Source organism: Streptomyces sp. NPDC048600 (assembly GCF_055587025.1).
Map to the genome: position 1 here is coordinate 32,721 of NZ_JBVJGZ010000004.1, position 20,488 is coordinate 53,208.

At 72.1% G+C, this 20,488-nt stretch carries 15 protein-coding genes and 3 pseudogenes; 8 read left to right on the plus strand and 10 right to left on the minus strand.

What is annotated here, in order from left to right; all coding sequences use genetic code 11:
- Positions 1–128 precede the first annotated feature (128 nt).
- Together ACZ6SQ_RS06360 and ACZ6SQ_RS06365 are read right to left on the minus strand one after the other, a co-directional pair.
- The gene (locus tag ACZ6SQ_RS06360; protein ID WP_469557271.1) at positions 129–1,130 is read right to left on the minus strand and encodes a hypothetical protein; all 1,002 of its coding nucleotides are present in this window, start codon (positions 1,128–1,130) and stop codon (positions 129–131) included.
- Positions 1,105–1,434: a hypothetical protein gene (locus ACZ6SQ_RS06365; protein ID WP_469557272.1), complete on the minus strand. Its 330-nt coding sequence runs from the start codon at positions 1,432–1,434 to the stop codon at positions 1,105–1,107. The genes ACZ6SQ_RS06360 and ACZ6SQ_RS06365 overlap by 26 nt, the downstream gene beginning before the upstream one ends.
- On the opposite strand from ACZ6SQ_RS06365, the gene ACZ6SQ_RS06370 reads away from it, so the two are divergent.
- Positions 1,417–1,926 (plus strand): substrate-binding domain-containing protein, encoded by a 510-nt coding sequence (locus tag ACZ6SQ_RS06370; RefSeq protein WP_469557274.1) that lies wholly within the window; start codon positions 1,417–1,419, stop codon positions 1,924–1,926. The two genes, ACZ6SQ_RS06365 and ACZ6SQ_RS06370, sit on opposite strands and share 18 nt — an antisense overlap.
- Positions 1,927–2,295: 369 nt before the next feature.
- A complete protein-coding gene (locus ACZ6SQ_RS06375; protein WP_469557275.1) occupies positions 2,296–2,814 on the plus strand; it encodes an SRPBCC family protein in 519 nt (172 codons plus the stop codon).
- Here the strand turns inward: ACZ6SQ_RS06375 and ACZ6SQ_RS06380 are convergent.
- Positions 2,811–3,336: pseudogene (locus ACZ6SQ_RS06380) on the minus strand (NAD(P)-binding domain-containing protein). The gene ACZ6SQ_RS06375 and the pseudogene ACZ6SQ_RS06380 sit on opposite strands and share 4 nt — an antisense overlap.
- Before the next feature lie 19 nt (positions 3,337–3,355).
- Positions 3,356–4,393 carry an ArsR/SmtB family transcription factor gene (locus ACZ6SQ_RS06385; protein ID WP_469557277.1) on the minus strand — a complete coding sequence of 346 codons (1,038 nt, stop codon included), beginning with the start codon at positions 4,391–4,393 and terminating at the stop codon, positions 3,356–3,358.
- A 69-nt stretch (positions 4,394–4,462) separates the two neighbouring features.
- Between ACZ6SQ_RS06385 and ACZ6SQ_RS06390 the strand changes: the two genes are divergently transcribed.
- Positions 4,463–5,371, plus strand: a complete 909-nt coding sequence (locus tag ACZ6SQ_RS06390) for an oxidoreductase (protein WP_469557280.1) — start codon at positions 4,463–4,465, stop codon at positions 5,369–5,371.
- Positions 5,372–5,506: 135 nt separating this feature from the next.
- Positions 5,507–6,577 carry a glycoside hydrolase family 43 protein gene (locus tag ACZ6SQ_RS06395; protein ID WP_469557282.1) on the plus strand — a complete coding sequence of 357 codons (1,071 nt, stop codon included), beginning with the start codon at positions 5,507–5,509 and terminating at the stop codon, positions 6,575–6,577.
- Here ACZ6SQ_RS06395 and ACZ6SQ_RS06400 read toward each other — a convergent pair.
- The 5 genes from ACZ6SQ_RS06400 to ACZ6SQ_RS06420 form a co-directional block, all read right to left on the minus strand.
- Positions 6,561–7,625, minus strand: a complete 1,065-nt coding sequence (locus ACZ6SQ_RS06400; RefSeq protein ID WP_469557283.1) for a LacI family DNA-binding transcriptional regulator — start codon at positions 7,623–7,625, stop codon at positions 6,561–6,563. The genes ACZ6SQ_RS06395 and ACZ6SQ_RS06400 overlap by 17 nt on opposite strands.
- Positions 7,626–7,710: 85 nt before the next feature.
- Complete coding sequence (locus tag ACZ6SQ_RS06405; RefSeq protein WP_469557285.1) at positions 7,711–9,516, minus strand: glycoside hydrolase family 43 protein; 1,806 nt, start codon at positions 9,514–9,516, stop codon at positions 7,711–7,713.
- Positions 9,517–9,544: 28 nt separating this feature from the next.
- Entirely contained in the window at positions 9,545–10,459 is a 915-nt protein-coding gene (locus ACZ6SQ_RS06410; protein WP_469557287.1) for a carbohydrate ABC transporter permease, read from the minus strand.
- 27 nt (positions 10,460–10,486) lie between these two features.
- The gene (locus tag ACZ6SQ_RS06415; protein WP_469557289.1) at positions 10,487–11,449 is read right to left on the minus strand and encodes a carbohydrate ABC transporter permease; all 963 of its coding nucleotides are present in this window, start codon (positions 11,447–11,449) and stop codon (positions 10,487–10,489) included.
- An 82-nt stretch (positions 11,450–11,531) separates the two neighbouring features.
- A complete protein-coding gene (locus ACZ6SQ_RS06420; protein WP_469557291.1) occupies positions 11,532–12,815 on the minus strand; it encodes an ABC transporter substrate-binding protein in 1,284 nt (427 codons plus the stop codon).
- Between the two features lie 356 nt (positions 12,816–13,171).
- Here ACZ6SQ_RS06420 and ACZ6SQ_RS06425 point away from each other — a divergent pair, with 356 nt between their 5' ends.
- The 4 genes and pseudogenes from ACZ6SQ_RS06425 to ACZ6SQ_RS06440 all read left to right on the plus strand — a co-directional run.
- Positions 13,172–14,797, plus strand: coding sequence for a glycoside hydrolase family 26 protein (locus ACZ6SQ_RS06425; RefSeq protein ID WP_469557293.1), 1,626 nt, complete (start codon positions 13,172–13,174; stop codon positions 14,795–14,797).
- 91 nt (positions 14,798–14,888) lie between these two features.
- Entirely contained in the window at positions 14,889–16,115 is a 1,227-nt protein-coding gene (locus ACZ6SQ_RS06430; RefSeq protein ID WP_469557295.1) for a glycoside hydrolase family 26 protein, read from the plus strand.
- Between the two features lie 283 nt (positions 16,116–16,398).
- A pseudogene (locus ACZ6SQ_RS06435) lies at positions 16,399–18,693 on the plus strand (AbfB domain-containing protein); the annotation flags it as partial.
- Positions 18,694–18,753: 60 nt separating this feature from the next.
- Positions 18,754–19,188 (plus strand): annotated as a pseudogene (locus tag ACZ6SQ_RS06440) (AbfB domain-containing protein); the annotation flags it as partial.
- 94 nt (positions 19,189–19,282) lie between these two features.
- On the opposite strand, the gene ACZ6SQ_RS06445 reads toward ACZ6SQ_RS06440, so the two are convergent.
- The gene (locus ACZ6SQ_RS06445) at positions 19,283–20,437 is read right to left on the minus strand and encodes a S1 family peptidase (protein WP_469557296.1); all 1,155 of its coding nucleotides are present in this window, start codon (positions 20,435–20,437) and stop codon (positions 19,283–19,285) included.
- Between the last annotated feature and the right edge of the window lie 51 nt (positions 20,438–20,488).

Here is a 20,488-nt window from a genome sequence, read left to right on the forward strand (position 1 = left end):
CGGGCTTGTGCCCGGTGCGGCGAGTGGGGGCACCTCCCACGAAGTGGGGGAGCGTGCAGGGCGTCGCGGGGCAGGCGGGAGTTCGACGACAGGGCCTAGGGCTCGGCCCGGGCAGTGTCGGCGCCGCGCTACTTCCGCGAGCGCGACGCTTTGGACGGCGGCCGGGCTTCGGCCAGGCGCCCCAGCTCTCCGTCGGCCTCCTCGGCGCGCCCCCGGGCCTTGCGGACCCGGTGCGCCAGGGCCGTCGCGTGCTCGCGCGCCCGCCGCTCGGCCGTCCGCGCCTGGCTCTGCTCCTCCTCGACCCGACGCAGCTCGTCCGTCAGCTCACGCCCGCGGTGCCCGAGCAGCTCGGCGCGGCGGCCGGCCTCGCGGGCCTCGTCGGTGGCCCGGGACGTCTCGTCCTCCAGGGCTCGCAGGGCGTCCGCGGCGGCCTCGGCCTCCCGGCGCGCGCGAGCCAGGTTCCGGCGGCGCTCCGCGTCGGCCTTCCTGGCCTGGTCGGCCGACTGGCCCGGACCGGATCCCGGGCCGGCTCCCGGACCCGATCCCGGGCCGGCTCCGGGCTTCGAGCCCCGTCCGGCCGTCGGGCCCTTGCGCGGGGCGGCCTGCGCGGGGCGCGCGGCGGCGGCGGCCGGGGTGCGGGCGGCGCCGGGTGCCGGGGTGGGGAGGTGACCGGTGGGGACGAGCGGCCGGACCAGGTTGCCGGAGGCCCACTGCTCGGCGGCCTCCGGGTCGGCGAGGACCGCGCGCAGGGTGTTCTCGATCTCCCGCTGGGCGTCCTCGCTGATCGGGTGCCCGGCCTGGGCGGCCAGCCTGCGCGCCTGCCCCGCCAGCACCCCGATCAGGGCGTACTGGCGGCGGCCGAGCTCACGCAGCCGGCGGCCGTCGAGCGAGCGGTGGGCCTCGCGCAGCCCCTCCCCCAGCCGCAGCAGGGGTTCCACCTGCTCGGGCTCCTGGCGGACGAGGAGATTGCTCGCCCAGGCGGAGAGGCTGGGGCGGCGCAGTTGGCCGATCCGCTGGGCCAGGGGCCGGTCACCCGCGCGCCGGGCGTCTCCCGCGTGGGCGTCACGGGCGGCGGTGAATTCCTCCGGCCGCAGCCCGTACAGCTCACGGACGACGGTGTCGTAGTCCATGCGGATTCCCGCCTTTCCCGCCGGACGGCTGGATCCCATTGTCCTCCGCACGGCCGCGGGCGGCTCGCGCGGAGGACTCCCCGTGCCGCCGTCGCTGCTCCCCGGCCCGCTCCTCGATCGCCGCCGGCCGCCGTTGCGCGGCGCGGAGGCGCTCGATGTCGAGCTTGACGCCGCGGTCGAAGCGGTGGACGCCGTTCTGTCCCTGGGAGACGTCCGTCGGCTGGGTGTAGCAGTCGAACATGTTCGGGTCGTCCGGCAGGACCGCCGTGAGTCCGGCGAACCGCGCGTGGAAAATCCTCGTCATCGGCGGCCGGGACTCCGCGGTGCTGGGCACGGCCGAGGCCCGCACGCGCGGCTTCCGTGCCGCCCTCGCGCGGGCGGGCCTCGCCTACGATCCGGCCGCCGTGGTTCCGTCGCCTCGTTCCGCATGCCCGACGGCGCTCTGGCCGTGCACCGCGCGCTCGACTCGGGTGTACGGCCCGACGCGCTGCTGTGCCTCAACGACCAGCTCGCCCTCGGCGCGCTGCGGGCGCTGCACGAGCGGGGTGTCCGGGTTCCCGACGAGGTCGCGGTCATCGGCTTCGACGACGTCGAGGGCGGGCGGTACAGCGTTCCGACGCTGAGCACGGTCGCGCCCGACAAGGCCGCGGTGGCGAAGGTCGCGGTTGAGCTGCTGCGCTTGCGTATGGACGAGGCGGCGGAGGAGGAGGTGGTCGTGGAGCACGCTCCTCGGGACCTGGTGGTGGGGCACCGGCTTATGCTGCGCGAGAGCACGGAGGGGGTTGCGGGGGCCTGACCGTGGCCCACCGTTACGCTCCGCTGGGTGCGGGTGGTGTGTGGCTGGGCGCGCAGTTGCCCGCGGGGCTCGTTCGTCCTTCGGGTGCGGGTTGTACGTGGCTGATCGCGCAGTTCCCCGCGCCCCTTCAAGGCGGCGTCACCACGCCTCGTCGCGACGAGCTGGGCAACCTCCCGCGCCTCGGCCCGCCCCACCGCGGGCATGCGTGCCGCCTGGGGCGGCACGGGTGGGTGCGGCGGCGCCTCGCCGACGCCGAGCTGCGCGACCGCCCTCACCTCGGGGCGCCGAGAGCCCCTGGTTGACGCGTAGGGGCTCGTGACATTATCGCTACTCGACAGTAGCTTGGGTTTCCGGTCGGGAGGCAGCGTCGTGGGCCGTGTGTTCAGCGTGAGCGACAGCATCGTCATAGACGTACCGCCCTCGGTGGCGTACCGGGCGGTCAGCCGTCCAGGGGACATGGGCCGTTGGAGCCCGGAGAACCTGGGGACGGCCGGGGAGCAGACAGAGGGTCCGGCCACGCCGGGGACCAGCTTCGTGGGGCGGAACAAGCGGGGACGGTTCCGCTGGGTGACCAGGTGCACGGTCACCGCCGCGGACCCGGGCCGGACGTTCGCCTTCAGGGTGCACGAGATCGGGATCAGCCGCCCGCGCCTGCGCGGCCCGATCGCCACCTGGGAGTACCGCTTCGAGCCCGCCGGCGACGGCACCCGCGTGACGGAGACCTGGACGGACGACCGCCGCCGCTGGCCGACGTTCGTGGCGAACGCCTTCGACCGGGTCGCCACGAAGGGCCACACCTTCGCCGACTTCCAGGCCCGCAACATCGCCAGGACCCTGCGCAATCTCAAGCGAGAGCTGGAGCGGGAGCAGGAGCAGGAGAGCGTCTAGGAGGTCGCTTTCGTGCCGCTCTCCGCCTCCTGGGCGGCCGGGCCGGTCGCGTAGGCGGGCGGAGGTGCGATCGCCCGCACGTCCGCCCCTTCGCCGACCCACAGCCCGATGAACAGCGCGCCGACCGCCTCCAGGAGTCCCGCCCGCCCGAGGCCGCCGACAGCCCACGTCCCGCACCGGCTGCCGCACCCGCGCGAGAGTCGAGGCGTCGTCCCCGCACACCGGCACCGTCGGCGGACGCCCGCCGAAGCCCGGTGGCCGCATCCGCCACACGTCCTCGTGGCAGAGGTCGAACGCCTTCACGACGTGAACTCCCGTTGCCGCCGAGGCCAGTTGCCGCGCGGCCGAGGGGCCGCCCTCCGCCAGGAGCCGGAAGCCCGGGCCGACCGGGTCGGAGCAATCGATCAGCCCGTCGGCGCCTGGGCGTTCGAGCACGGCGACGAGGTCATGGCGGCCCAGGAGGCGGTCGGCGCCACCGGCCCTTCCACCGCCCCCTCCGCCGATCCTTCCCCCGTGCGTCAGCCGGTCGCGGGCCGGCCCGTCAACGGGCCGGTGCGTCGGCCGACCGGCCCGTCGTGGGGCCCGGGCCGTCGCCGGACCCGGCCGCGAGCACCGATTCCCCCACGGCGGTACGGGCGTACAGCACGACGCGTCCGGCCCGGTGCGCCGTGACGAAACCTGCGTCGCGCAGCGCGGTCAGGTTCTGCGAGACCCCCGCCATGGAGATACCGGTGCGCCAGGCCAGTTCCGTCGTGGTGGACGGCGTGTCGAGTTCGGCGAGGAGCCGGGCGCGCGACCGCCCGAGAACAGCGGCGAGCGCGGCGCCGCCGGTGACGGTACGGCGCTCCCACAGCGTGCCGACGCCTCGCGCCCGGTAGGCGAGCTGGGGCGGATCCGGCGGCGAGACCCGGGTCGACAGCCCCCGTCCCTTGAAGGCGCAGGGGACCAGCAGCAGCCCCGGCCCCGCCGTTTCCCGCGACAGAGTCCGTCGGCGACGCACCACGCGCAGCACGTTGTCGTCCCAACTGGCCAGCGGGTGCAGCTCGTTCAGCAGATGTCCGGCACCGTGCCCGGCGACCTGACGGGCCCGGTGGAGGATGTCGGCGTCGAGCACCGCGCGGATGCGCGACCAGTAGGGGGCGAGGGCCAGTTCCCAGTAGGTCTCGACCTCTGCCGCGAGCCGCGGCAGCCGGGCCTCCGGGTCCGTGTGCAGCGCCCGCGCCCGGGGGCCGAGGGCGCCCTGGTGGCGGGCGAGATGACCGAGGTCGCGGCGGACCCGGTCGGCGGGCGCGGCGAGGATCGTGGCCAGCTCCTCCGCCAGGTCCGGATTCGGCCCGCCGGGAGCGGGGTTGAGGAAGTCGGGAGCGTAGCCGGTGGGCGGGATCAGCTCGGCCAGCCATCCCTGGTGCAGGCCCGCGGCGGTGAACCGGGGCCGCACCTGCTCCAGCCAGCGCCGGTGCAGGGGATCCTCGGCGCCCGAGACCAGCAGACGGAAGCTCGTGCCCACCTGCCACATCGGGGAGACGGCGAACCGCGTCCGTGCCAGGTCCGCGACCGAGAACTCCAGCTCCGCCGGCACAGCCGCCTCCGGGATTCATGTATGCCTGAATCGATGGCGGCCACCCTAGCGTGCGGAGATCATCCGGCCATGACCTCTGAGACGATCACCGCCGCGGCCTCGGGAACCTGGACACTGGGAGACCGCACGGTCAACCGGATCGGCTTCGGGGCGATGCGTCTGCCGCAGACCGGCAGCGCGCTCGTCGCCGACGCCGTGCCGCGCGACCGGGAGCAGGCCGTGCGTGTCCTGCGCCGCGCGGTCGAACTGGGCGTGAACCACATCGACACCGCCGCCTTCTACTTCTCGCCGCTGCGCTCGGCCAACGAACTCATCAACCGGGCCCTCGCCCCGTACCCGGACGACCTCGTGATCGCCACCAAGGTGGGCCAGCCGCGCGACCCGTCGGGGGCCTGGCTGCCGCACGCGGGTCCGGAGCAGCTGCGCGGACTGGTCGAGGAGAATCTGCGGCAGCTCGGCCGCGACCATCTGGACGTGGTGAACCTGCGGATCGTCGGGACCGGTTCGATCGCCGAACGTTTCGGTGTGCTGGCCGAGTTGCGCCGGGCGGGCCTCGTGCGTCATCTGGGCCTGTCCAACGTCCACCCGCACCATCTCGACGAGGCCCGGGCCATCGCGCCGGTGGTGTGCGTGCAGAACATGTACGGGCTCGGGGTACGTCCGGACCAGGACGCGTTCGTCCGCACGTGCGGTGCGCAAGGGGTCGCGTTCGTGCCGTTCTACGCCATCGCCGCCACGGGCCGGCAGGCCGGGGCGGTCGGCGCCGAGCATCCCGAGGTGCTCGCCGTCGCCCGGGGGCGCGGTGTCGCTCCCGCGCAGGTGCGGATCGCCTGGACGCTGCACCGCGGCCCGCATGTGCTGGCCATCCCCGGTACCGGCGATCCCGCCCATCTGGAGGACAACGTGGCTGCGGGAAGCCTTCGCCTGTCGGACGAGGAGCTGGCCCTGCTCGACTCCGCCCACGGGACTCCCGGCTGACGGGGCGTCGGCCGTCCCGCACCCCCACCCGCATTGACATGTTCACCGCTAAACAGGACGCTGCCCCTCGACATGTTCCATCGATGTAAAGCGTCGACGGAAAGCACGCCCGACGGCCGACCACCGGGAGCGAGCATGAAGCGTGAACCACGCGTGGGCGGGGCGGCGGCCCTGGCGCTGTCCCTGCTGCCGGCGCTGCTGACGGCCCTGTCGACGGCGGACACCGCCGAGGCCGGCCAGCAGTCCCTGCGGGGCGCGGACCCCAGCGTGCTGCGGGTGGGCGGCACGTATGTGTCGGTGCAGTCGACCGGTGGCGGCGTCGCCGTACGAGTGGCTTCCTCGACTGCCGGACTCGCCACCGCGCCCGCCCGCCCGGTGTGGTCGGACAGCCGGGGCCTGGGCGAGGTGTGGGCACCTGAGATCGTGCGCGACGGCGGCCGCTACCACGTCTACTTCACGGCGGGCCGCGGCGCAGCCCACCGGATGTACGTGATCAGCTCGGCGAACCCGGACAGCGGATACACCGCCGAGACCAGGCTCGCCCTCCCCGACGACAAGTGGGCCATCGACGGCACCCTGTTCACCTTCGGCGGGCAGCGCTGGTTCGTCTGGTCGGGCTGGGCCGGCGACACCAACGTCGAACAGAACCTCTACGTCGCCCGGATGAGCAGCCCCACCACCGCGACAGGGCCGAGGTACGTCATCTCGCAGCCGCGCGAGAGCTGGGAGCGGATCGTCGGCAACCCGTACATCAACGAGGCACCCGAGGCGATCAAGGACCCCGACGGGCAGCTGCACATCGTCTACTCGGCCAACGGCAGCTGGAGCGACCGGTACTGCCTCGCCGATCTGCGGCTGCGGGCGGGCGGCGACCCGACGTACGTATGGGACTGGTACAAGTCGAACGGCTGTCTGTTCGGCTCCCACCGGGCGACCATGATGAGCGGCTGGGACCCGACGCTGAACGTCGACGGGCCCGGCCACCACAGCTTCGTGCTGCTCGACGGCGACATCGCCACCAGCCCGCCCGCCGGGCCGACCTTCCCGCTGATGTTCCACGCCGTGCCGAAGGGGACGCCGTACTCCTGGGCGAACCGGTACTGGTACACCGGCACCTTCTGCTGGTGGGGCGGCACCACCTACCGGCGCGCCGACGTCCCCGGCCCGGTCACGAACACCGGCTGGAGCCTCAAGTTCTTCGAGTGAGCGGGCCGGTGCGCGGCGAGGGGACCGCCGTGCTCCCCCGGACGATCAGCTGGGTGGCGAGTTCGAGGCGCAGCTGGTCGGCCGGTTCGCCGTCGATGATGCGCAGCAAGGTGTTGGCCGCCATGGAGGCCATGTCCAGCAGGGGCTGGCGGACCGTGGTGAGCGGCGGATGGGTCCAGCGGGCCACCGGAAGGTCGTCGAAGCCGACCAGGCTGATGTCGTCCGGGATGGCCCAGCCGCGCGAGCGCAGGGCCTCGAAGGCGCCGAGCGCCTGGAGGTCGCTGGCGGCGAACACCGCCGTGGGCGGCTCCTGTCCGGCGGCCTCCGCCTCGTCGAGGAGACGGTCCATCTGCTCCCGGCCGGACACGTCGTTGAACTCGCCGTGCGGCACCCAGCCGCCGGGCACGGGGAGTTCGGCCGCCTCCATGGTGGCGCGGAAGCCGTCCGCGCGGGCCCTGCTGCACAACACCTGCCGGGGTCCGGCGAGATGGGCGATGCGGGTGTGGCCCAGCCCGATGAGGTACTCGGTGGCGCTGACGGCACCCGCCCAGTTGGTGGCCCCGACGGTGGGGACCAGCGCGTCGACGTTGCCGACGGGGTCGACCAGGACGAAGGGCACGTCCAGCGCCGCGAGCCGCTTGCGCTGCTGGGCGGTGAGGTCGGAGACGACGAGGATGGCGCCGTCGCTGCGGCGGGCGGCGAGCTGGTCGATCCATTCGCGGGTGTCGGCGCTGCGTCCGTGCACGGCCGACAGGACCATGCTGGCGCCCGCCTGGTGCAGCACCTCGTCGACCCCGCGGATGATCTCCACCGACCAGAGGCTGTCCAGTTCGTTGAGGACCAGGTCGACCACGGCTCCCCGGCGACGGCTCGGCCGGCGCTGGTAGCCGAGGCGGTCCATCACGGCCTCCACGCGCTCCTTGGTCTCGGTGGAGACGTCGGCGCGGGCGTTGAGGACCTTGGAGACGGTGGACACGGACACGCCGGCCTCGGACGCGATCATGTTCAGGGTGACCCTGCCCGTGCCGTCGGGCCTGTCCGCTGTCATCCGAGGTGTCCGTTCCGCTGGGTGGTGCGTGCTGCGCCGCTCCGGGGTGGAGACGGTCGAGTCTGCCATGGTCCGGCCACCGGCCTCATCCGGCCCCGGGGTGGTCCGCGGGGCCTTCCCGGTACTCCGACCAGCGGAAGTCGGCGGTCAGGGCGGAGCCGGTGAGGTCCTGCGCGCACAGCCCGACGAAGGCTCCGGTGAAGCCCCACGCCGTGAAGTGGCCCGTCGCCGGGTCGCCGATCGTCGCGCTCTCGTCGGACAGGCGGGAGACGTCGAGGTCGGGTCCGATCGGGCGGCGGACGCCCTCGGGTCCGATCGGACGGCAGCCGTCGTCGGGTCCGATCGCGCGGCGCCCGTCGTCGGGTCCGATCGCACTACGGCCGCCGTCGGGTGCCCGCCAGGCGAAGTTCCCCTGCGCCCCGCGCACCGTCAGTGACAGTTCGAGGGGCGCGTCGGGCACCGGCACCGCGGGAGCGGGTTCGAAGTAGCGGCCGTGCGCGCACAGTCCGACCCGCAGGACACGGCCGAGCCGCTCGTCCCAGGACAGGTGCAGGTAGTGCCAGAGCGTGGAGTTGTAGTAGTGGACGATGCCCGCCATCTGGAGCGGGGAACGCGGGTCGGCGGTCAGCAGCGCGGAGAAAGTGAAGTCCGTGGCCTGCTGGCGCCGGGCCACCAGGCTCTGCCCGTGCGTGGAGCCGAGCGACTGGCCGCCGCGCAGCCGCAGACCGCCCGGAGGTTCGGTGAGGCTCAGCCAGGACGGGTCGGGGTGGCGCCGCAGGGTCGACCAGTGGGGGGCGAGCACGGGCCCGGCGAAGTCGTCGCGGACGGGTGCGGGCGGCACCGGCGCGGGCGGGAGGGCCGGGCCCGGCACGACGGTCCGCGGCAGCGCTCCGCCGTCCTGTCCGGGCGGCTGCCCGCCCGCGATCCGCGGCCAGCCGTCCGCCGTCCACTCCACGCGCTGGAGGGCGGTCTCGCGGCCCAGGACGCACGGCCCCAGCGGGCTGAGGGGGCGTGCCGTCAGATGGGCGAGGTACCACTCGCCGTCGGGGGTCGCCACCAGACTGCCGTGGCCCGCCTTCTGCAGCGGCAGCGTCTCGTGGCCCGCGGAGGTCAGCAGCGGACCCGCGGGATCGGCCCGGTAGGGGCCGGTCAGCTCGCGCGAGCGGGCCACGGTGACCGCGTGCGACCAGGACGTGCCGCCCTCGGCGGTCACCAGGTGGTACCAGCCGTCGCGGCGGTACAGATGCGGTCCCTCCGTGTGCCCGAGGGGCGTGCCGGTGAAGACGCGGTGGACCGGTCCGGTGACACGGCGCTCCGCGCGGTCCCACTCCTGGAGGAGGATCCCGGCGAAGGGGTGTCTGCCGGGCCGGTGGTCCCACTCCATCCACAGCGCCCAGCTGCGTCCGTCGCCGTCCGGGCCGTCGTCGTGGAACAGGGAGGGGTCGAAGCCGTGCGAGGGGAAGGGAGCCGGGTCCGACCAGGGTCCGTCGAGTGCGGGCGCGGTGATGACGTGGTTGCAAACGTCCTTGAAGGCACCGGAGAGATTGGTGACATCGCTGTAGACGAGGTGGAAGAGGCCGTCGGTGTACGACAGACAGGGCGCCCAGACGCCACCGGAGTCCGGCCGGCCGGTCAGGTCGACGAGCCGCCGCTCACGCAGGATGCCGCCGAGCGGACGCCAGTTGACCAGGTCGCGTGAGTGGTGGAGGGCCACTCCGGGAAGCCATTCGAACGTGGAGGTGGCGATGTAGTAGTCGTCACCGACCCGCAGGACCGAGGGGTCGGGGTGGAAGCCGGGCAGCACCGGGTTGACGATGTCCGGGGCGTGGTCCCGGCCGTGCTCCGGCCGGTCGGACCGGTCCTCGTCGGCGGTGAGGGGCCAGGCGGTCATGGAGTCTCTCCGAGGAGGTCGGGGGCGCTCAGCCCTTGACGGCGCCGGCCATCACACCGGACACGATGCGGCGGGCGAGTACGGTGAAGACGACGAGCACCGGCAGTACCGAGACGACGACACCGGCGAGCATCAGCGTGTAGTCGGTGTAGTAGCCGGCGGCGAGCTGGTTGAGGGCGATCTGCACGGTGCCGTTCTCCGGCGGCAGGGCGATCAGCGGCCAGAAGTAGTCGTTCCAGGCGAACATGAAGGTGAACATGCCGAGCACGGTCGCCGTCGTGCGTACGCCGGGCACCACCACGTGCCAGTACGTGCGCAGCAGCCCCGCCCCGTCCATGCGCGCGGCCTCGATCAGCTCGTCCGGGATGTTCTCCTCGATGGCCTGGCGCATCCAGAACACGCCGACGGCGGAGACCAGGGCGGGCACGATCAGCGCGGACAGCTTGCCGTACAGCCCCATGTCGGTGACGAGCAGGTACAGCGGGATGACGCCGAGCTGCGTCGGCACCATGACGGTGACGACCACGCACACCAGGAGCGGATCGCGCCCCCGGAAGCGGAGTTTCGCGAACGCGAAGCCGGCCAGGGAGGACAGCAGGACGTTGCTGACGGCGGTGGTGCCGGCCACGACGAGGGAGTTGCCCAGCGCCTGCCAGAAGGCGGACAGTTCGAAGACGCGCTGGATGTTCTCGATCAGATGGCCGCCGGGCACCAGCGGTGGGGTCGTCCCGGCGAGCACGGAGTTGTCGTCGTGCGAGGCGACGACGAAGCTCCAGTACAGCGGGAAGACGGAGGCGGCGGTGATCGCCGCGAGGAGGGCGTAGGCGATCGGGCCCGCCTTGTCCGGGCCGCCGGGACCCCGCCTGGGGGCGGTGCGGTCGCGGCGGCGGGCCGGGGCACCGGGGCGGTGGCCCGGGGCTCGGGTGGGTGTGGTGACGGCCATGGGGGTTCTCCTGGTTGCCGGTTCGGGTCAGGCGCGCTCGGAGCGGCGGGCGAGCAGGAAGTTCACTGCTGCGACGACGGCGATGACGAGGAACAGCACCCACGAGACGGCGGACGCGTAACCGGCGTCGTTGTTGATGAAGCCGTACTTGTAGAGCATCAGCGTCAGCGTCTGGAACTGGTGCTCGGCCCCGCCCTCCGCGTTGCCCTGCTGGTCGAACAGGAAGGGCTCGGCGAACAGCTGGAGCCCGCCGATGGTCGAGATGACCACGGTGAAGACGATGGTCGGCCGGATGGCCGGGAGGGTGACCTTACGGAACGTCAGGAACCGTCCCGCGCCGTCGATCTGCGCCGACTCGTACAGGTCGCGAGGCACGGCCTGCATCGCGGCCAGCAGGATCAGGGCGTTGTAGCCGGTCCAGCGCCACATCACCATGAGGCTGATGGCGAGGTGCGAACTCCAGGTGTCCGCGGTCCAGTCGACGGGGTCGCTGATCAGACCGAGGTTCTGCAGGGCCCGGTTGACGACGCCGAAGTCGCGTCCGAACAGCTGGGAGAAGACCAGGGCGACCGCCACCACCGACACGTACTGCGGCACCAGGACGAGCGCCCGCCAGGCGCTGGTGGCGCGCAGCCGACGGTCGAGGAGCCAGGCCAGGCCGAGTGCGGCGAGCAGTTGGGGCGCGGTGGACAGCACGAAGATGCTGAGCGTGTTGAAGGTGGCTGTGTAGAAGTCGGAGTCCGCAAGCAGCCGGGTGAAGTTGTCGAGGCCGACCCAGTCCCCCGCTCCCGTGAGGCGGTCCCAGTCGTGCAGGGACACCCACAGGGTCTGGAGCAGCGGGTACAGCCCGAAGACGCCGAACACGACGAAGAACGGCGCGATGAACAGGTACGGGAGCAGCCGGTGCTCGCGGCGCGTTCGGTGCGGCCGGCGGGAAGGGGAGCGGCCGCGGTGGGCGGCCGGGGTGGCGGTGGTGTTCTGGAGCGCCATGGCGGATCTCCGCGTGAGAGGGGCGGGCTCGGGGAGAGGAGGCGGCGGCGAGAGGAGGAGGGTCGCCGCCGCCGGTCCGGGGTCAGCGCAGGTTCTTGGCCGCTTCGTCGAGGGCCTTGTCCCATGCCTTCTCCGGGTCCGCCTTGCCCTGCTCGACGAGCTGGAGGGCGTTGCCGAACGGAATGCGGGCCTGCTGGTCCTTGGTGCCGCGGTAGTTGGGCCTCAGGTTCGTCGCGGAACCGGCGAAGATCTCGCCCGTCGGAGCGTTTCCGAAGTACTCCGACTTCGCGCCCTTGACCTGGGTGTCCGCCAGGACGGGGACGAGGGAGGGCAGCGCGCCGACCGGGCCGGTGAAGATCCTTTTCTGGGAGTCCGCGGAGGTGAGGAAGTCGGCCAGTTCGGCGGCCTCCTTCACGTGCCTGCCCTGCTGGGGCACGGTGAGGAAGGAGCCGCCCCAGTTGCCGCCGCCGCCCGGGACCGCGGCGATGTCCCACTTGCCGGCGCCCGCGTCACCCGCGGCGGTCGCGATCTGGCCGGTCATCCAGGCGGGGCAGGTCATGGTCGCCATCCGCCCGAGCTTGATGCCCGCGTTCCACTGCTGGCTGAACGGCTGGAGGTTGGCCGACTGCTTGTCGGCCGTGGCCTCGGCGGTCGCCATGAAGAACTCGCGGACCTTCGGGTTCGTGTCGCCGACGTACTCGTCCTTCGCGTCGAAGAACCCGAACTCGGTCTGGTTCATCATCGCCGTGAAGATGTTGCCCGAGCTGTCGAACCAGGCCCTGTCGTCGACCTTCGCCCGGAACCTCTCACCGGTGGCGAAGTAGTCCGCCCAGGTGGGCCAGAGCCTGCCGACCTCCGTACGGTCCGTGGGCAGGCCGGCCTTCGCGAAGAGGTCCTTGCGGTAGCAGATGGCGAGGCTGCCGACGTCGGTGCCGTAGCCCATGACGAAGTCGGCGGTGCCGAGGGTGGCCTGCTGCCACTTCCAGTCCAGGTACTCGTCCTTGCGGGCCAGTGCCCCGTGGTCGGCGAGGTTGGTGAACTCGTCCTTCACCGCGCGGAACTTCGGCAGGTAGCCCTCCTCGATGGCGACGACGTCGGCGGCGCCGCTGCCGGAGGCTATCTGGGTGGAGAGCTGGTTGTGGTGCTGGTCGAACTGGGAGATGCGCTCCTTGATCTCGATGCCGGGGTGGGTGCGCTCGTACTCCTCGATGAGGGGCTTGTAGCCGAAGTCGCTGAACGTGGCGACGGTGAGCGTGATCTTCCCGTCGGCCGCGTCCGAGCCACCGGAGCCGCAGGCGGCGAGCGAGACGAGGGCGGTGGCGGCGGCGAGCGCGACGGCGGTTCTGCGGGCACGCGTACGGCCCATGGCGGTCCTCCGGGACGGGGTGCGGGGTTGAGTGGGATCAAGGTCGCGGTCCACCGAAACTTCTGTCAAGTATTTCGCGAAACTTTGCAGCACTTCTCGGTGGAGAACACCGCGCCATTTCGGCCGAGTGACGCCCGCGACCCACACTATGCCTCTGACCTGCATAGTCAGTTCCTCTACACCGGACCGCGCGTCAACATTTCGTAGCAGCCTGCCGATGAACTGCGGCAATCTACGAAACTTTCGCAAGTGATTGACCCGGTGCGGCACCGCCCGCACCATGCGAGCGCCGTTGACGTCCCGTCAGCCGGCGGCGGCGGTACGCACCGCCGTGTCCGCACGAACCGGAGACACCGATGAAGAGATTCAGACTGCGCGGACCCGTGGGCCGGGCGCTCGGCGCGGGGGTCGCCGCCGCAGCCCTGCTCGCCCTGGCCGCCCCCTCCCCGCACGCCGAGGCGGGCAGCGCCGCCGTCACCGGCCGGGGCGTCCCCGCGGACGGCAAGGTCATGCTGGTCATGGGCCAGGACAGCGACACACTGTCCGCCTACCGCACCGATGTCCTGGACAAGCCCTCCCTGGGGGCGCCGGCGCCCGGCGGTGTCACGCTGTACACCAATCTGGTGCTGGGCGGCTCACCCGCCCCGCTGGCCGGCATGTCCGGCCCGGCGGACTGGGGCGCGGGCACGGTCGACTTCGCCCGGACCCTGCGGGAGTACCCCGGCGCCGCCGTCGCCGTCGGGCTGTACCTCTCCGACGCCACCACCGGCTGCGGCAACCAGCCCCTGCGTGCCGTCATCGGACGCGACGACGCCGACGTCACGGCCGGGAACCCGAGTCTGATCAGCCAGTACCGGTCCAAGGTCGACGAGATGATCAACCGCCTCAAGGGCTACGACCGCGACATCCTGCTGCGCATCGGCTACGAGTTCGACGGCCCCTGGAACTGCTACAACTCCGAGTACTACAAAGAGGCGTTCCGCTACATCAAGGGCCGTATCGACGCCCTCGGCGCCACCCGCGTCGCCACCGTCTGGCAGAGCGCGGCGTGGCCGGTGAACACCCACCCCGACCACCCGGAGTGGAACTACATCGTCACCGATCCCGGCCACCTGGACGACTGGTACCCGGGTGACCGGTACGTGGACTGGGTCGGCCTGTCCTCGTTCTACAACTCCCGCTCGGTGCAGGCCCAGTGGGGCTGCGGATCGTACGACACCGATCCGGTCGGGCAGCAGGGCCGGCTGCTGGACTTCGCCCGTGCGCACGGCAAGCCCGCCATGGTCGCCGAGGCGGCACCGCAGGGCGCGCGGACCGGAGCCAGGACCACGAGCTGCATCTTCCGCAACAACCCCGGCGCGTCCAGCGGCCAGGCCATCTGGGACGGCTGGCACGCGGGCTACTTCGACTGGATCGACCGCAACAAGGACGTCATCCGGGCCGCCGCCTACATCAACACGAACTGGGACGCGCAGACGCAGTGGCAGTGCGCGAGCGGTGCCCAGGCGGGCGGGCCGGGGTGCGCCAACGGCAACTGGGGCGACTCCCGCGTCCAGGCCGACCCGACCGTCCTCGCCAACTTCCTCACCGAGATCAGGAAGCCGACGTGGACGAACGGGACCCCCGGACCGAACCCGACGCCGACCCCCACACCCACCCCGACTCCTACGCCGACCCCCACACCGACCCCGACCCCGACCGACCCCGGCAGCGGCACGTACACACAGGGCGTGACCTCCGGGTCCGGCACCACCGTCTGGTTCGCGCCGAAGGGCTTCCAGGCCACCTTCGTCACCGTGCAGTACCGCGTCGACGGCGGCCCGCCGCTGAACTACTTCCTCTCCCACGACTCCACCGACAACCGCTGGGAGCTGCCGGTCCAGGTGCCGTCCGGCGCGACGCTCACCTACTCCTTCAACTACCAGCCCAGCACCCAGACCAGCCAGCTCACGACGCCGACCTACACCTGGAAGGCCTCCTGAGCCGTCCCCCCACCGCCCGGGTGCCGCACGCCGCAGCGAGCGCGTACGGCACCCGGTGCCCCTCCCCCACACACCAGAGCGGAGCACACACATGGCGATCGCACGACGACTGAGAACGGCAGTACGGTCCCTGGCCGCCGCGGCCCTGACCGGGCTGCTGTTGCTGCCCACCGGCACCGGCGCCCGGGCGGCGGGAGACTCCGCCGGGCCACCGGAACTGCTGATCGGCCAGTCGACCCGCGCCGCCTGGGACGACTTCGAGAGTTTCGGCCGTGACGCCGGCGGCGGGTCCGTGTACTACGAACTGCGCGCCGGGAACTGGGTGAACGGCGCCCACCGCCAGTACGCGACCCTGCTCGCCGACCAGGGGAAGACCGTGCAGGTGGGGATCAGCTGGAAGGACAACCCGCCCGGCTTCGGCGGCGGCGACGAGAACGCGAAGGCCGCCAGGTCCCGGGCCGTCACCGCCGAGATCGCCGCCGGCGGCCACACCGCCTCGCTGGAACGGCTGCTCGCCTTCACCGAAGCCCACCCCCGGGCCCGCTTCAAGCTGCGCCTGGACTACGAGGTCAGCGGCTACTACCACTGCACCGACCCGGGCTGCTCCTCGTACAAGACCGCCTTCAACCGGCTGGCGGGCTACCTCGACGGCCGGTCCACGGCGCACAACCTGGAGTTCGTCTTCCACCCGGTCCGGGGCGAGTTCGAGGCGATGTACCCGGGGGACACCGCCGTCGACTGGCTGGGGGTGTCCGTCTTCGCGCACGAGCTGTGCCTGCCGGTGTACGACCGCGGCTACCTCTACAACGGCACTCCGCCGCAGAACTACGACGTGGCCTCGAGCCGGTGCCGTAACGCGTACATCGGCACCGACTCCCACGGCAACCCGGCCGCGGTATGGCGCAATTTCGACCACGACGCCAATGTGCTGAAACTCGTGAAGTTCGCCAGGGACCACGGCAAGCCGGTCGTCCTCGCCGAGGCGGGCATGATGAACTTCACCGCCGACGGCGGCGGCACCGACGGACTGGAGCAGCAGCGCGGGGACCTGTGGGTGAGGCGTCTGTTCTCGCTGATGAACTACCAGGGCCCGATCCCCGATCTCCCCGGACAGCACGATCTGCGCGGGGTGATCCGGTCCGTGGTCTACATCGACCTCGACTTCCGCTACGGCTGGGACGGGATCGACGACGGTTCCTTCGACTTCGCCCCGGACACCACCTGGTTCGTCGACGGTCGGCTGACCCGGTACGGCACCGCCAAGGCGTCGTTCTGCCAGGGACTGGCGGCGGGCGGTTTCACCGCGCGCTGCCGGTGACCCCACCAGGAACGGACGGGCAGTTGAGAATGTTCGGTTCCTTCGGTTCATGAGTGATTCCGTTGATGAATGTTTCATGTTAGGTTCCCCAGCACCCGGCCCCCACCGGGCCCACGGGGCGCCCCCACGCCCGCTTTCGCACCGCTCGCTCGCCGACTCCGCACGGATTCCCGCTCGTCGACCGGCCGCAGGGCCGCGAGAACGGGCGGGTCTCCGGTGCGCCATCCTGCCCAGGAGGAGTTCGATGCGACGCATCGTCGCCTGCCTGGCGGCCCTGTTGGCGATGGCCGGAGGCCTCTTCTTCACCGGAACCACCCCTGCCTCCGCCGCCATCGCGCCCAAGGCGCCGCCGCTGACCACCCCGTGGACCGACCAGGTGTCCACCACCAACCCCCTGCCCGAGTACCCGAGACCGCAGATGACGCGGCCCGACTGGCAGTCGCTGAACGGAGAGTGGGAGTTCCTCAACCCGCCGGCCGACGGCGCCGGAAACGTCAACCGCAACGCGGCCCCGCCGCTGGGCCAGACCCTCCCCGAACGCATCCTCGTGCCCTACCCGGTGGAATCCGCACTGTCCGGCATCATGCGCAACGACAACCGGGACCTGATGTTCTACCGCCGCGCCTTCACCGTCCCCCAGAACTGGTCCGGCCGGCGCGTCCAGCTGCACTTCGGCGCCGTCGACCACGAGGCCACCGTCTGGGTCAACGGCACCCAGGTCACCACCCACCGGGGCGGCTACGACCGCTTCGAGGTCGACATCACACCCCAACTCCGCAGCGGCGGGAATGAGTTGGTAGTGCGGGTCTACGACCCGGCCGACGGCCGGGGCGAGAAGCAGCCGATGGGCAAGCAGACCGACAAGCCCGGCGGCATCTTCTACACACCCACCTCCGGCATCTGGCAGACCGTCTGGCTGGAGCCCACCCCCGTGTCCTCGGTCTACTCCGTCGACATCAGGCCCGACCTGGCCACGAACACCGCGCGGGTCAGGGTCTTCACCCGGGGCGACGTCGGCGGCCACACCGTCCTGGCCGAGGCGATGAACGGCTCCCAGGTGGTCGGCCGCGCCACCGGCGGATTCACCGAGTTCGCCGTCCCGGTGCCCGACGCCCGGCGCTGGTCGCCCGACGACCCGTTCCTCTACGACCTGCGCGTCACCCTGCGCAACGCCTCCGGGGCCGCCGTCGACACCGTCACCAGCTACTTCGGCATGCGCGAGATCGGGACCAAACTGGTCAACGGCGTGCTGCGGCCCACCCTGAACGGTGAGTTCGTCTTCCAGATCGGCACCCTGGACCAGGGCTTCTGGCCCGACGGCCTCTACACCGCGCCCACCGACGCCGCCCTCGCCTTCGACCTCCAGAAACACAAGGACCTGGGCTTCAACATGGTCCGCAAGCACATCAAGGTCGAGCCCGCGCGCTGGTACTACCACGCCGACCGGCTGGGGCTGCTGGTCTGGCAGGACATCCCCTCCACGCTGCCCTTCGACGCGAACCGCACCCCGGCGCAGATCTCCCAGTTCGAGACCGAGGCCCGCGAGATCATCGACGAGCACCGCTTCTCCCCCGCCGTCGTCACCTACGTGCCCTTCAACGAGGGCTGGGGCGAGTGGAACCTGGCCGACACCCGGCGGGTCACCACCGAGCTGGAGAACTACGACCCGGGCCGGCTGATGAATCCGCACAGCGGCTACAACTGCTGTGCCTCCAAGGGTGATCCGGGCACCGGAGACATGATCGACTGGCATGTCTACACCGGCCCCGACGGGCCACGTCCGTCGGGGAACAGGATCTCGGTGCTCGGCGAGTTCGGCGGCATCGGACTGCGCACCCCCGGCCACGAGTACAGCCCCAACGGGCAGTTCTTCGCCTACGAGCAGGTGTTCAGCGCGGCCCGGCTCGACGACCGCTACACCGGCATGGTCCGGGACGTGCAGCAGCTCATGACGACCAAGGGGCTGTCCGCCTACGTCTACACCGAGATCACGGACGTAGAGGGCGAGTACAACGGACTGCTCACCTACGACCGCCGGGTGCAGAAGGTCGACACCGCCCGGCTGCGGGCGGCGCACGGCGCGCTCGTCGCCGCCTCCCGCAACCTCAACGCGGCACCGCCCCTGACCCTGGGGCATGTCCGGTCCTTCCGGGTCACCACCCCGGGCCACACCGACCGCTATCTGCGGCACGCCGACTCGGCCGCCCGTACCGACGTCCTGACCGGCTCCTCCGCCGACGGCCCCCGTCAGGACGCCTCGTTCCGGACCGTCGCCGGGCTCGGGGACGCGCGCTGCTACTCCTTCGAGGCGGTGAACCAGCCGGGCCGGTATCTGCGGCACGCCTCGGGCCGGGTCCGGATCGACGCCGACACGGGCGGCTCGTTCGCCGCCGACGCGACCTGGTGCTCACGGGGCGGTCTCGCGGCCGACGGTACCTCCTTCGAGTCGCTGAACTTCCCCGGCTCCTATCTGCGGCACTACGCGGACCAGGTGTATCTCGCCCGCAGCGGCGGGCCCAACCCGTGGGACACGGCGTCCTCGTTCGCCGCCGACGCCATCTGGAACACGGCCGACCCGGCGCTGTGGCGCAGTTCGGTGATCCTGCCGACGGACGTACGGCGTTCGCTGCGGGTGACGACCTGGGGTCACACCGACCGCTATCTGCGCCACGCCGACAGCCTGGGCTGGACCGAGATCGTGGACTCCGGCAGCAGCGCGCTGCTGAAGCAGGACGCCACGTTCACCGTCCGGCGCGGTCTCGCCGACTCGTCCTGCTACTCGTTCGAGTCGGTGAACTACCCCGGCCGCTATCTGCGGCACTCGGCGAACAGGGTGCGCACCGACGTGGACGACGGCACGGCGCTCCTGCGTCAGGACGCCACGTTCTGCGCCCGGCCGGGCGTCGGCGGGACGGGGGTCACCTTCGAGTCGCTGAACCACCCCGGATCGTATCTGCGGCACTTCGAGTCGGCGGTGTACACCGCCTCGGGGAACGGGTCGGGCGGGTTCGACCGGCCGCAGACCCTGACCGCCGACAGCAGCTGGTCGCTGGAGGCGCCCTGGGCCCCCTGACCGGGTCCCGCCCCGACTGAGCGACGGCACAGGCCTGCCGGGAACGGTGTCACCGTTCCCGGCAGGCCTTCTTCGTGACCTCGCGGGTCGTGCGTCAGGCGGTGTGCAGGGTCAGACCGTAGCGGCCGAGGATCTCGTTGACCGGCTGGAACCATGTCTCGCCGCCGCTGGAGCAGTTGCCCCAGCCGCCGGAGGTGACGCCCTGCGCCTGGTCCCCGCTGATGAACGACCCGCCGGAGTCACCGCCCTCCGCGCAGACGCTGGTCTTGGTCATCTGGTGCACCGCGCCCTGGCTGTAGTTGACCGTCTGGTTCTTCCCCAGCACGGTGCCGCAGCGCCAGTGGGTCGTGGAGCCCGAGCGGCAGATCGAGGCGCCCACCGGAGCCTCCGCGGAGCCGCGGACCAGGCGGTCGGGGATCGTTCCCCAGCCGAGCACCACCGGCACGGTCCACCAGCCGCTGTGGATGCTGACGTAGGCGTAGTCGTCGCCGGGGAACGAGGAGCCCTGGAAGGTGCCCATCGCCGACCCGTCCCAGCCGCGTACGGCCGCTCCGGCCCGCCCGCAGTGTCCGGCCGTGACGAAGCCGCCGTGCACGGAGAAGCCGATCGAGCAGCGGACGTTGCCGGTGTAGTAGGGGTCGCCGCCGACCGTGCCCGCCGCGTAGGTGCGCGGTGCCGCGGCCGTCGTCGCGACGGTGACCGGGCCGGTGGCGCGGGCCCGCTCGACGAAGGCACGCACGGCGGGCGCGGTCCGCTCGGCGCGCACGACGTCGACGACGACGCTGTTGGTCCGCGCGTCGACGTGCCAGCCCGCCACCCCGGCCGGGGCGGTGAGGGAGTCCAGCCGTGACTTGGCCCGGTCCAGGGCGGCGGCGCTGTGCCGCACGAGCCGGGTGTCGGCGCCGAGGGCGCGGATGCCCGGGGCTCTGGCGGAGTCGGTGACGGCGACGACGAGCCGGCCCGTCGCCGCGTCGAACCACGATCCGCCGTACGCGCCCGCGGCGGCCGACCGGGCGGCCTTCTCGATGCCCGTGGCGGCCCGCTCGGCACGCAGGCGCTCGGTCGCCTCCCGTGTCGAGAGCCCGAGGTCGCGGCGCATGGCGTCGAGCAGACCGGGCGAGACGGAGACGGCGTCCTCGGCCGGGGTGGCGGTGGGAGCGGCGCTGGCGGCGCCCGCGTGGGCGGTGCCGAGCCCGGTCGCGAGCAGCAGGGCCGCGACGACGGCGCGCAGGGTGACGGTGCGTTTCACGAGGCCTCCTGGTGGGGGGAGTGGTGGGGAGCCACCTGAGAGCGCTCTCAG